Source organism: Paenibacillus sp. FSL R7-0204, assembly GCF_038002225.1.
Lineage (GTDB): Bacteria > Bacillota > Bacilli > Paenibacillales > Paenibacillaceae > Paenibacillus_AQ.
Genome location: NZ_JBBOCA010000001.1, coordinates 7525881 through 7538226, shown reverse-complemented (window position 1 = coordinate 7538226; position 12346 = coordinate 7525881). Strand labels below are relative to the sequence as shown.

Sequence of the window (12346 nt, the reverse complement as noted above, 5' to 3'; positions counted from 1 at the left end):
AGGAGTTGTTCGGACTGGAATGGCGGAATCGACCGGCGGGATTCATGGTATAATGGAGGAATGTGCAAGCAGGATGAACAGGAAGGAGCAGTACCCCCAATGGAAGTAACCGCACAGGAAGTAGCGGAGTGGATGGTGAAGGAGATCAAGTTCACAGGGACGTTATACCAGACCGCTGCGATTGAATATGTGAAGGCGAATTTCGGTGAACAGTTTGTATTCGTGAATGAGAATGGCAATGCCTCGTTATCTAAGGAAGTGAAGAAGGCCTTCCGCAAGCTGCATGGCGGCCGGATTGCCTGGGACCGCGACGGGTTCCTGTGGGCCTGGACCTGAGGCTGGGCGAGTAGAGGTTGCCCATAAGAATATAACAAAGGGAGCATGCTGTAATAGCAGTGCTCCCTTTTGTTATATTCCTGCCCTTAATACAACATTCTCCTCATTACATTGGCCCAAATCCAAGATTGTTGTAAAGAAGGCAGTATTTTCACTTGTTCATCCGGTTTAGCAGGGCGAATCCTGCAATTTCTACAACAGTCCAACAAAAACACAGCTATAGAGGAATCAAAATTGTATAACGTACAACATTTGTGCCTACCGTGCTACTAGTACAGTGTCAGATTTAAAAGGGTGAGTAGGAGCGATAAGGTATGAAGAACTTAAAGAGCGAAGTCATTGGACCAGATGTATGCGAAAAAGAGAACACATTGTGCTGGTGCCAAGGTAATCCGCCCAAATGTATACGAAAAACGGAACACAATCGCAGCATCAGATTCAATAGGGTGGATAAGCTTGCGAAACTCCATCCCAAAATCTAACGGACCGGAGAGGCCTTATCCCCACGAGAACGCCACCTTTTGCAGCGTAACGGACTCAGGCGACCTTATCGCCTCTCTACGAGACGTTTCGGAGCTGAATTGCAGGAGATAAGCTTCATGGGGTCCGTTCCCCCCCCCCCAAGTGACGACTTTCTTACTTAATAAGAGCGCCTCAGTCCGTTACGCTAAGCCAAACGTCCCTGAAGAACAACCCCCGCTTGGAAAAGATGATATTTTGAAGGGGAATTGCATCTGTTCCACCTTTTTAAATCTGACGATCTACTAGGAAGCTCTCCATCATAGTAAGAAGTCTTCATTCTGCGGGTGTCATCGCCTATACATATTCCAGCATGCCCTTGTCCTTGAGCAGATCCACAATGTCTTTGACGGACTGCGCCTTGTCCTTAGGGCAGATCATGATGGCATCCCCCGTGTCGGCGATGATGAAGCCGTCTACGCTGATAGTGGTGATCAGCCGCCCGTTGCCATAGATGATGGAATTGCGGGTGTCGATGCCGACATGATTCGCTTTGATGATGTTTCCTTCATCGTCAGGCGGGAAGATGGAACCAAGTGCGTCCCAGCTGCCGATGTCATTCCAGCCGAACTGGCCGGACAGGACCACTACCTCGTCGGAACGCTCGAGAATGCCGTAGTCAATGGAGATGTTCTGCAGCAGCGGATAGATCCGGTTAAGGGTCTCCTGCTCCTGATCTGTACCGAGTGCATCGCGGATCGGCAGCATGGTATTGTACAGCCGCGGCAGGTAGCGCTTGAAGTTATCGATAATGACCGAAGTCTTCCAGATGAAGATCCCGCTGTTCCAGAGATAATTGCCGGAGGCCAGATACCCCTGTGCCTTCTTAAAATCCGGTTTCTCCACAAATTCGGCCACATCGTATACAGCAACCGGCTTGACTGCAATCGGCTCCTTGTCATAAGCGATGTATCCGTAGCCGGTGGACGGGAAGGTCGGTTTGATCCCGATGGTGACGATGGCATCACTCTCCATCGCGACGGTGCAGGCTTCATCCAGCGTTAGCCGGAACTGCGGCTCATCGGTAATATAGTGATCGGAAGGCAGGACCACCATCAAGGAATCTCCTTCACTCAGCTGCTCTATGGAGAAGGCGGCGAACAGAATACTTGCTGAAGTATTACGGGCCACAGGCTCGATCAGAATATTGCTCTTCTGTACACTGCTGTGCATAATGCTCTCCAGCAGGACCGCCTGGGTGCGGTTCGTTACAATAACGGTATTCTCCTGCGGGATGATGCCCTTGAAGCGCTCGATGGTATCGTTCAGCATAATATCGTTGCCGCTGATGTTCAGCAGCTGCTTGGGGATTTCCTGTCTGGACAGCGGCCAGAAGCGGGTGCCGCCCCCGCCTGCAAGTATCGTTGCGAATTTATCCATGATGGGTCACCAGATGGGCAATCGAGAAGGAGATAATGCTCTCCGATCCTTGATTGAGGTTCAGTCCCGAGCTGTGAATCCCGTCGTAGCAAGCCCCGGACTGGGGGTCAATCAGGGAGATCTGCAAGGAATTATTCCCTGTATACCAGGCGTAGCACAGGTCAGCCCGCTGCAGATAAGCCGGGTCCTTCAGCACAACGGCCGCTTCCTCGCAGGCCAGCAGCATTTCGCAGGCTTCGATGGGCTGTTCATCATATAACGCAGGGTTGCCGCCGCGCAGCAGCCAGCCGTGGCTGCCAATGGGCTTGTAATAGCCTTCCGGTGCGAAGGTGCGGGAGATCAGGAAATCCAGACTGTCCTTAGCCGTGACTTTGAGCGCCGGATTACCGGAGATCTTATAGGCTTTGAGCAGCGCCCACGGCAGCATCGAGTTCCCGTACGTAAGGCTGTCTTCATACCAATTCCAGCCTTCGCCTTGTGTGATCCTGTATTGCTCATTCAGCCGGACGGCGATCGATTCGATCAGCCCGCCAACCATAGCTTCAGGCAGGAAGGCCTGTTCTTCTTCAGTGCTTTGTGTATGCGGATAAGGGAAGGAGTAAGTGCGTGCTCCGGGAGTTTTTAGCAGGTAGCTAAGTCCGACAACGGCATAGGCCAAGGCCCGGGGAGAGCGCATTCCGCCGATATGCGGCAGCGCCTGGTTGATCAGATACCGGCAGGTATTCAGCAGGTTATCCGGCAGAATGGAAGAGTAGGAGAGTACGAACCCCAGTGCCCAGAGTGTGCGTCCCTGGCAATCCTCGGAGCCGCGCTCCTCCAGGAAGGAACGGCTGTAATCCATGAAGTTCCGGAAGTTGCCTTCCTCCGTCTGCGCATGATGGACGAACGAGAGGTACGTATGAATCAGGTCGAGGGCAGCGGCATCGGGATTTTTTTTGTACATCAGTACGGCTGCAATTAAAGCCCGCGCATTGTCATCGGTGGTGTAGCCTTTGGCACGGTCGGGAACGCCGAACTTTGTATGCTGAAAGATTCCTGTATCATCGGTGATCCGGCGCATATAGTCAGTTCTGAACTGTAACGCTATAGGTGTCTGCATTAAATCACACTCCGGTCAGCCGGTGTGGCAAGGCCTATAATGTCCTGAAAGATGGCGGCATAGGTCTTCGCCACCTCACTCCACATCATTGTACTGCCGAGTGCTTGTGTACGCTGCTCCATATCCCGGACTTTGGCCGGATTGTCCAGCAGCTCCAGAATACTGGCTTCCAGGGAAGCCGAATCGCGGAATTCCGCCAGCAGGCCGCGGCCTCCGGCAAGCATCTCCTCGGCATAGCGGTAAGGAGTGGAGATAATCACTCTGCCATAGCCGACTCCGTAAGCGAGCGTTCCGCTGACGGCCTGTTCCTTGCCCAGATAAGGGGTCATATAAATATCGGACATCACCAGGGACTCGATGACCTCTTCCTGGGTCAGCAGCTTGTCTACGAACAGCACATTATTGACCAGGTCTAATTCATGCACCAGATCGGTCAGCTTTTGACGGTATACTTCACCTATCTCCTGTTTGACGACCGGATGGGTCTTGCCCCAGATAATATAGAGCGCGTCCGGATGCTGCTTCACTACTCCGCTCATAGCTTCTATAGCATATTCAATCCCCTTGCCGGGACTCAGGAAGCCGAAGGTGGACAGGATTTTGCGGTCTCCGAATTGATACTGGGTCTTCAGTTCCGCGCGGGTAGCTGTCTGGACATAAGGCACACCGTGATGAATGAAGGCAATTTTGGCGGCGTTGATATGATAGACAGAGATCAGATCATCTACCGTGGACTGGGCCATCGTGACCACCTTGACGCTGCCTTCGGCGAGCCGGGTAATGATCTCATGCTGCTTCGGAGTAGGCTTGGTTAATACCGTATGGAAAATCACCACATAGGGGACAAGAAGCGCCTCGGTGAATTGCAGCAGATATTCACCGCTCTCCCCGCCGTAGATGCCGAATTCATGCTGAATGACCAGCAGATCGGTATCCGACTGATTAATTTCCCGGGCTGAATCTATATAATCGGATAGCTCCTGCTGATTGATTTCCCGCATGACCTGGTCCGTGTAATGGTAATTTCCGTTGTTGTTCATCGCAATGACCCTCGGTTTATTGAAGCCCTCAAGCTTCGTGAACTCTTCCAGCAGATCCTGGGTGAAGGTAGCGATTCCGCATTCTCTAGGCAGGCTGGTGGACAGGAAAACAATGTTTTTATTGCGGTTGCTGTGGTTCATAATAGAAAGCCTCCCTATTGATTATCGAACTTTTGGGGACAAAAAAAGAAAATAAAGCGGGCTTTATTTTCCGGGGATGAGTGGTATAAAATTTTGTTTCTGCAAATAATTTCCTGCCCAAACTATAACATGACCATTTAATCTTGTCAATTCATTGACTCCTTTGAAATCACCGGATATAGTGATGTAGGAGGTGTATGGATGCCAGTCATACGCAGTAAATTGAGTGAGGTTATGGAGAAGCATGACCCGAAATTATCGATTCGCAAGCTAGCGAAGGACATTAATTATCATTTCGATTCCGTCCGGCGGATGTACAAAGACGAGATGGTACAGTATCCCCGGGATTTGCTGTTGAAGCTGTGTACGTATTTCAATATTCAGCCCGGAGAATTGATCCGGATGGAATCCGATGAGAATGACTGGGACATAGATAAGACAAATGAATATGAGGAGGAAGGCAATGACAAGGAGCCCGGCGAAGACAGCAACCTGTAATGAACTACTGGATACCTTTTATGCCAATCTCCGTACCGTGCACGTGGAGAAGCTAGTCTTCTCCGGTGTGGGCGGGCGTGATGTCTACAATATAACGGCTCCGTTTCTGCATGACGGGGAGGAAGTGATCTTGGGAAGAGTTGAGGAACGGGATAGCGAGTTCTCTCAAGTCTTCTTTTTTACATCCGGCGCAGATGGTGTATGGGTTCCCCGTGCGCATACCCATACCTATAATCTGCAGGACCCTTGCGTAACCCGCGTCAAGGGAGAATTGATTGTCGGCGGAGTTGAGGTGATTACGGCTGGGGATAATCCGCCCAAGATAATCTCCTGGGTTACCCAGTTCTACCGGGGATACCGGATCGACTCGCTGCATCACTTCTCCTCCGGTCCGGAGCTGATGAAGGATATCCGGCTGATTGAACTTCAGGATGGCAGAATCGGCGTACTGACCAGACCACAGGGAGACCGAGGCGGCAGAGGACAGATTGGCTTCACCATTATTGATTCACTGGAGGAGCTGCATGAACAGACCTTCCTGGAGGCGGAGATTCTGCAGCATCAGTTCGTGCCGGAAGAGTGGGGCGGAGCCAATGAAGCCCATCTGCTTAAGAATGGCCATGTGGGGGTACTTGGACATATTGCCTGCTTCGACCCTCTGGGGAAGAAGCATTATTACGCTATGGTCTTCTCGCTCAATCCGGGCACCTTCGAGACAACTCCGGTCAAAATCATTGCGGCCCGCAGCGATTTTCCGGTCGGCCCGGGTAAACGGCCTGATCTGCAGGATGTGATCTTCAGCGGCGGACTGGTACGCGGAGCGGACGGCCGGGCGGTATTGTCTGTAGGCGTCAGCGATGCGGAAGCCTATAGAATCGAGATCCCTGATCCTTTTGCCGAATATGAAGTCTGATTGCTGCAGGTTTGACTAGATTCTATGGTCATGTTACACTTGAGGTGACAAGAATTTATGGTCGAAGAGAGCGGGAACCAAGCAATGAGTAAATTTATTCAACTAAGCAATCGTACGTCTGACACGAAGTCCAACCTGAATGTGGCAAGAAAGCAGGGCCGCATCCCGGCTGTACTGTACGGAATTGGTAAAGATACTCTTAGTCTTGAAGTGAACGAGAAGGAACTGCTGGAAGTGCTGAGAACGAATCCGCGGGCGATCCTGCAAGGGAAATTGACCGACGGTACAACCGTTCCGGTAGTGGTTCAGAACATCCAGAAGCAATCCATGTCCGGTAAAGTGCTGCATATTGATTTCCAGCATGTGAACATGAGCATCAGCATGGACAGCAAGGTGACCATTCATTTTGCAGGCGAAGCTGTTGGCGTCAAAGAAGGCGGCGTACTGCAGGTGGAAATCTATGAAGTAGAAGTCCGCTGTATGCCAGGCGATCTGCCTACTTCCATGGAAGTGGATATCAGCGGCCTTGCCATCGGCGACCAGTTGCTGGTGTCGGATCTGATTTTCCAGGATGGCATTGAAGTGCTGACCGATCCAAGTACCGTCATGATTCAGATCAAGACCGTACATGAAGAAGCTGAAGAACCGGAAGTGACTCCGGCTTAAATACAGATTAATGAATAATAGCCCCTTCGGGCAGAACGTACCCGGAATTCATGAGGATATCATGACTCCGGGTACGTCTGCTGGAAGGGGCTTTTTGTTGTAGAGGCTTATATCTGGCAGGTTTGCTGAAAAAAGCAGCCGGATGTTCGCTTATACCGGGACCTCCCGGGTGCTTGATTCCATCGGAGAGCTGCACAGCGGACAAGGCTTCGAGGTCAGGTGATCCTCAGCTCCGCCCGCCTTCTTACGGGTCCAGCCCGGACAGGCTTTGCCGGTGCACTTCCAGACCGGGACGGTATGTGTTCTCACTGGGGCTGCACCCGGGATGCTGCTGCGGGTTACATGCGTTCTGCCCGGGGTGCTGGCTCCGGCGGCTGGAGCCGGTGCCTGCGGGCGAGCCGCCGAGCGGAAGGCCGCAAGCATGAAGCGTGAGACCTCCGCCTTCTTGCCCCGATGCCGGGCGGGCGAGCTGATGAACAGCTCCTCCTTGGCCCGGGTAACGGCCACATAGGCGAGCCGGCGCTCCTCTTCTAATGCGGCAATGCCTGCTGCGGCTGCGGCTCTTGCCGCAGCCGCACTGATCACCTTGACCGAGGCCATCGCTGGCTTGCGGTCCTTCGCACGGTTCTCCTCCAGAGCGGAGCTATGCGGCAGAATGCCTTCGGAAGCTCCGATCAGGAAGACTACGGGGAACTCCAGTCCCTTGGATTTGTGAATGGTCATCAGCGCCACCCGGTTGCCTTGCTCCTTCAACCCCGGCTGTCGGTTCTGCTCATTGCGCTCTGTTACGTTGTCTATGAATTCGAGGAACAGCGGAATCGTAGCGAACCGCTCCGCTGAGGACTCCAGCTCGTCGAGCATTTCCTTCAGCGTCTCCCGGTGCAGCGTAGCCTGATGCCGCTCGCTGCCTTCGATGAAATAATCGTAGAAAACCGTGCGGATCTGGCGGATCGCTTGTAGCGGTGTCAGCTCCCGCAGGCCGCGGATCAGGTCCAGCCGCTCACGAAGCTTGACGCCCTTGAAATCCTCCATACCCGGCATGGACAGCAGATGAATCAACGGGCCCTGCTTCGCCTGCACCGCCTCCATGCGGCGGATATGCTCCATTCCTTTATCCCGGCTCATGTAGAGTGTCGGCAGAATATTCTCCATGGCGGCGAAGTCGCGGCGGTTCACCGACAGGCGCAGGTGATCCAGCACCGGAGAGATCAGCCAGTGCTCATAGAGCAGCTGGCCTTCCCCATAGTCTATATAAGGAATATCGTGCAGCAGCAGCAGCTCCAGGACCGCCCGGTTGCTGCTTGTCGCGCGGTATAATAGGGCGAAATCACGGAATTCCCGGGTCCCGCTCTGAGTCTCACGCTCAATATGCTCCACAATCTGCGCGGCCTCGTCATCTGCCGTCAGCGGACGCAGATAACGGGGCGGCAGGCCGCTGCTGCGGGCTGCCTGCAGCGTCTTGGTGCGGCGCCGTGAATTATGGCGGATGATGCCGTTGCCCAGCCCGATGATCGCCGGGCCGGAGCGGTAGTTGATATCCAGCGTAATCACCTTGGCCTGCGGATACAGCTTCTCGAACTCCAGGATGAACTCGCTGCGGGCTCCGTTGAAGGAATAGATCGTCTGGTCATCGTCGCCGACCACCATCAGATTATCCTGCGGAGCAGCAATCATCTTTACCAGCTCATATTGCAGTGCATTCGTATCCTGGAACTCATCGACCATCACATATTGATATTGCTGCTGCAGCTCCCGCAGCAGTGCAGGCTGTTCGCTGAGCATCTGGTAGGCGAGCAGCAGCACATCGTCGAAGTCGATTTTGAAATGATCGGTCTTCCACTGCTCATACAGGGCAAGGATAGCCTTAATCTCCTTCTCTGATTCTGTAGTCTCCGGCAGCTGTGCTGGCAAGCCCATGTTCATCTTCCAGGCGGAGAGCAGGCTGAGCAGATTCTCCGGCGGATAGGCATCCTTCGGCAGTCCCAGTTCGCGCATAATCTGCTTCAGCAGAATATGCTGGCGGCGGGTCTCGCTGAAAATATCCTGACGCAGCCCCTGCCGCCGCAGGAAATAAAGAAAGAACGAGTGGAACGTACGCGCCTGCAGGCGCGCGGCATCCCCCTCGTTCACCCCCGGCAACAGGGCGATCCGCTCGCGCATCTCTGCTGCTGCTTTGCTGGAGAAGGTCAGCAGCAGCAGGCGTCCGGGAGCGATGCTGCGCACAGACAGCAAATACCCGGTTCTGCAGATCAGCACCGAGGTTTTGCCGGAGCCGGCTCCAGCCAGTGTCAGCAGCGGCCCGAGATGATGGCGCACCGCCGAGATCTGCGGCGGATTGAGCAGAATGCCGCCCGCCTCCAGCCGCCTGAAATAAGCTGCATCGCTGTCCCCCGGCTGCACCGTCTCCCGGCTCGTCCGGGCCGAGGCTACCTTCGCCTGGGGTATATTCTCACCGCTGGCTCCCAGCGGGATATTATGAAATAAGAGCTTGTTCATTATGTTCACCTTCGTTTGTTTCTGAATGCGTAATCAGTCATGCGGTTTTGACCAGTATACACTATACCATTCTGCACTCTTTTCTGCACGAGGCTATCTCCCGGATGTATTCAGCTTGGCCAGCAGGGAATTCACCTTGCGCTCGTACAGCCGCGGTTGATCCTCCTTGATCTCCTCCAGCAGGAAGGCCAGGCACTGCCGGATTCTTGGCGGCATGCGCACAGCGATCTCAGCGTATTCCCTGCGGAAAGTGTCGTCCTGGAGAATTCTCTGGTTTAGCACAATCGCCCAGTTACGGGCATGCTCCAGCATCTCCGGCAGCGATTCCAGCAGCTGGGTCAGATACATCTCTATCTGGACACTCTCTACAAAATGAACAAGGCTGAACATGACCTCTTCCTGCTCCGTATCATCGTCGAATACTCTGAAGATCTGGTGAATGACGGCATCCTCCGTATCACCGGCCAGACCCTCCAGTGCCTGATCGAACTGCTCGCATTCCAGCTCGGTGCGCAGCAGCCGGTTCTCATATAACCGGGCAATCCCGGGGTATAGGTGGTTCATAGAGTAATTCCTCCCAGCAGAAAATAACGCCATTTATCATAAAGTCCACTTTTTGACAGATAATACTAATATATTGAACAAAGGACTATCTGATTATAACAGAAAGAGACAAATAGAAGTGAGGTATGGAGGAGGGATATCATGTTTATTCCGGTGCTTATGGAATTAACCAATGCTGAACGGTTGATGCTCATTCTATATTTGGCCCTCAACCTGGGAGCCATCTCATTATGCTTCTTCCGGCGCTCGGGAACCGACCGCAGGTAGCAAAGAACAGCCTTCATTTGAAGGCTGTTCTTCTGTCCAGAAGATGCCGCAGCCCAGCCGCTACACCATTCTCCGTATGGCTTAACGTAATGAAGTCGGCGGTCTGCTTCAGCACGGGGGCGGCATTTTCCATGGCAATCTTATACCCCGCCATCTCGAACATAGGCAGATCATTGTAGCTGTCGCCCATCACGGCCACTTGCTCCGCAGGAATTCCGTAGTGGGCAGCGAGCATGCTTACACCGGCACCCTTATTCGCTTCCTTATGGTTGATCTCGATATTGTTGACATGCGATGCGGTAATAATCAGTCCAGGAATGGCGGCGAACCGCACAGAGGCTTCCTTCAGCAGCTCACGGTTCAGTGAGAAGACCAGGGTCTTATAGATCAGATTCTCTTCCTTGCTCCAGACGTCCTCCATTTTCTCCACATAGGTTACCGCTGCCTGCTGGAACTGCTGGTCTACCATCGCCTGAAGCAGCCAGGCCAATTCCTCGGGAACCTCAGTGTCCTTATGAGTAGCCAGCTTTTCCAGCTGTACCCGCTTATCCAGCTCTACATATACGTTATCCTCAGTGTATACCTCGTAATACAATTCAGGGATTTCATTCATCCAGCGCAGTGCAGGGAGAATATCCTCTTTATTCAGCGGAGTGCTTGCCGCCACCGTCCGGTCAGCCAGCGTGATTACAGCACCGTTAAGACTCACCACAGGACACTCCAGATCAGCCAGCCGCAGCTGCCGCTCAGCGTCCATGTAGGAACGGCCCGTAGCGATAATCACGATATGCCCCAGGCGCTGTGCTTGGAGAATAGCCTCTTTGTTCTCGTTGCTGATTTCACCCTCCGCATTGAGCAGTGTTCCGTCCATATCCAGTGCAATAAGCATGTGATTGTTCTCCTGTTCTATCTATATATTTTAGTTTCCCCTCCAAGGGCGGTCGCGTAGACTTTGCCTGTATTTTATCATGATTGACCGGAAGATTTGTAATGAAAGTGTTCAACTAGAGGATTTTCAGAAAAGAGTACTCACGTGGTACAATGTAAGGCAGACCTGTAACCTGACAGCCTGGTTCGTCTTTTGCATGTGCAAGGGACGATGACCGGGATGCAAGCGGCATGGGGTCGCTATGTAAGGGGGAAAAGATAACGATGAAATCCAGAAATTTAGCTACAATCTCTCTGGCTATTATGGCCTGCGGCTTTCTATTCACGTTGTTTCTGCCGGAGAATCTGGCAGTTATTCTGCTGAGAGGGGGCTTCGAGGCAGGTCTGGTCGGAGGCATCGCGGACTGGTTTGCCGTGACAGCGCTGTTCCGCCATCCGCTGGGCCTGAGAATTCCGCATACCTCGCTGCTGCTTAAGAACCGGGATAAGCTGATCCAGTCCCTGATCTCTGCGATGGAGAATGAGCTGTTGAACAAGGAGAGCATTGAAAATAAGCTGCGCACATTCAATATAATTTCGCTCGGAGCTACCGTGCTGACCCGGTTCTTCTCCAGAAAGAAAGCGCGGCAGGAAGTGCTGGAGCAGCTCAAAGGCTTCGTGCTGCGGCTTCCGGTAGAGCAGGCCGTTCCGTATATTCAATCAGCAGCGGCAAGCTACCTGCGTGAAGCTAAGCTTGGAGTTGCAGCAGATACGATTGCCACTAGCCTGATGAATGAGGGCAAGGATATTGCAGCTCTTGATTTTGCGCTGGAGGGGATCTCCGCCTGGAGCGGACGCCCGGAGACGCGGGCTATGCTGGGTAAGATCGCCAGTGAGAAGCTGGCCGAGGTTAAGCTGGGCGGACTGAAAGGAATGGCCTTCCAGGCCTTTGTCGGGTTCGTCGATGCCGATATGCTGGGGGAAATGCTCCAGGGTATGGTGCAGTCTACGATCCGTGACTTTAAGGAAGAGGATAGCCCCTACCGGGAGGAAGTCATCCGGGAGATCCGGGTGGCTCTGTTCCAGCTGCTGAGCGATGAAGAACGGATTGCCTCGCTGAAGAATTGGGCGCTGAATGAGCTTCAAGGGGAAGCGGCCGCCGCATTTGTGCTCCAGCAGCTCCAAGGGCTGCGCGGCAAGGCGGTTACGCTGCTGGAAGAGGACCGGGGCCGGGGCGGTCGCAGGCTGTTCTCGCTGTATGCCGCGCTGGTCCGGCGGGTTAGCCAGGAGAAGGAATGGATTCAGACATCAGAGGACCGGATTCGCGGTACGCTGATCTCCTTCGTGGAAGCTAATCATTACCGGATTGGGCAACTGGTCAAGGAGAACCTCGATCAGATGGACGATGCCGCTCTGGTGAATATGCTGGAGGAGAAGGTCGGCAAGGATCTGCAGTGGATTCGTGTCAACGGGGCCGTCTGCGGCTTTGTGGTCGGGCTGGTCCTTACCGTCATCCAGCTGATCTGAGATTGATATATCAGTAATTCATAAAGGCAGCAA

Annotated in this window: 12 protein-coding genes; 6 read left to right on the top strand and 6 right to left on the bottom strand. The window is 53.4% G+C overall.

Features of this window, described 5'->3' with window-relative positions:
• Nucleotides 1-99: 99 nt before the first annotated feature.
• A complete protein-coding gene (locus MKX42_RS32635) occupies nt 100-336 on the top strand; it encodes a DUF6953 family protein (RefSeq protein WP_209876251.1) in 237 nt (78 codons plus the stop codon).
• A gap of 816 nt (nt 337-1152) precedes the next feature.
• On the opposite strand, the gene MKX42_RS32630 is transcribed toward MKX42_RS32635, so the two are convergent.
• The 3 genes from MKX42_RS32630 to MKX42_RS32620 are packed head-to-tail and all read right to left on the bottom strand — an operon-like array spanning nt 1153 to nt 4515.
• Nucleotides 1153-2235, bottom strand: a complete 1083-nt coding sequence (locus tag MKX42_RS32630) for a mannose-1-phosphate guanylyltransferase (RefSeq protein WP_340757533.1) — start codon at nt 2233-2235, stop codon at nt 1153-1155.
• Nucleotides 2228-3334, bottom strand: a complete 1107-nt coding sequence (locus tag MKX42_RS32625; protein WP_340757532.1) for a glycosyltransferase — start codon at nt 3332-3334, stop codon at nt 2228-2230. The genes MKX42_RS32630 and MKX42_RS32625 overlap by 8 nt, the downstream gene beginning before the upstream one ends.
• A complete protein-coding gene (locus MKX42_RS32620) occupies nt 3334-4515 on the bottom strand; it encodes a glycosyltransferase family 4 protein (RefSeq protein ID WP_340757531.1) in 1182 nt (393 codons plus the stop codon). The genes MKX42_RS32625 and MKX42_RS32620 overlap by 1 nt, the downstream gene beginning before the upstream one ends.
• A gap of 201 nt (nt 4516-4716) precedes the next feature.
• Here MKX42_RS32620 and MKX42_RS32615 point away from each other — a divergent pair, with 201 nt between their 5' ends.
• The 3 genes from MKX42_RS32615 (at nt 4717) to MKX42_RS32605 (ending at nt 6592) form a co-directional block, all read left to right on the top strand.
• Nucleotides 4717-5013 (top strand): helix-turn-helix domain-containing protein, encoded by a 297-nt coding sequence (locus MKX42_RS32615; protein ID WP_211721882.1) that lies wholly within the window; start codon nt 4717-4719, stop codon nt 5011-5013.
• Entirely contained in the window at nt 4979-5926 is a 948-nt protein-coding gene (locus MKX42_RS32610) for a DUF1861 family protein (protein WP_340757530.1), read from the top strand. The genes MKX42_RS32615 and MKX42_RS32610 overlap by 35 nt, the downstream gene beginning before the upstream one ends.
• An 84-nt stretch (nt 5927-6010) precedes the next feature.
• A complete protein-coding gene (locus MKX42_RS32605; RefSeq protein WP_340757529.1) occupies nt 6011-6592 on the top strand; it encodes a 50S ribosomal protein L25 in 582 nt (193 codons plus the stop codon).
• A gap of 150 nt (nt 6593-6742) precedes the next feature.
• On the opposite strand, the gene MKX42_RS32600 is transcribed toward MKX42_RS32605, so the two are convergent.
• Nucleotides 6743-9088 carry a UvrD-helicase domain-containing protein gene (locus tag MKX42_RS32600; protein ID WP_340757528.1) on the bottom strand — a complete coding sequence of 782 codons (2346 nt, stop codon included), beginning with the start codon at nt 9086-9088 and terminating at the stop codon, nt 6743-6745.
• A 93-nt stretch (nt 9089-9181) separates the two neighbouring features.
• Nucleotides 9182-9652, bottom strand: a complete 471-nt coding sequence (locus MKX42_RS32595; RefSeq protein WP_340757527.1) for an Imm30 family immunity protein — start codon at nt 9650-9652, stop codon at nt 9182-9184.
• Nucleotides 9653-9793: 141 nt separating this feature from the next.
• On the opposite strand from MKX42_RS32595, the gene MKX42_RS32590 reads away from it, so the two are divergent.
• Nucleotides 9794-9919, top strand: a complete 126-nt coding sequence (locus MKX42_RS32590; protein ID WP_340757526.1) for a hypothetical protein — start codon at nt 9794-9796, stop codon at nt 9917-9919.
• A 13-nt stretch (nt 9920-9932) separates the two neighbouring features.
• Here the strand turns inward: MKX42_RS32590 and MKX42_RS32585 are convergent, their stop codons facing one another.
• Nucleotides 9933-10808 (bottom strand): Cof-type HAD-IIB family hydrolase, encoded by an 876-nt coding sequence (locus tag MKX42_RS32585; protein ID WP_340757525.1) that lies wholly within the window; start codon nt 10806-10808, stop codon nt 9933-9935.
• A 263-nt stretch (nt 10809-11071) separates the two neighbouring features.
• Here MKX42_RS32585 and MKX42_RS32580 point away from each other — a divergent pair, with 263 nt between their 5' ends.
• Nucleotides 11072-12313, top strand: a complete 1242-nt coding sequence (locus tag MKX42_RS32580) for a DUF445 domain-containing protein (RefSeq protein WP_340757524.1) — start codon at nt 11072-11074, stop codon at nt 12311-12313.
• Nucleotides 12314-12346: the final 33 nt, after the last annotated feature.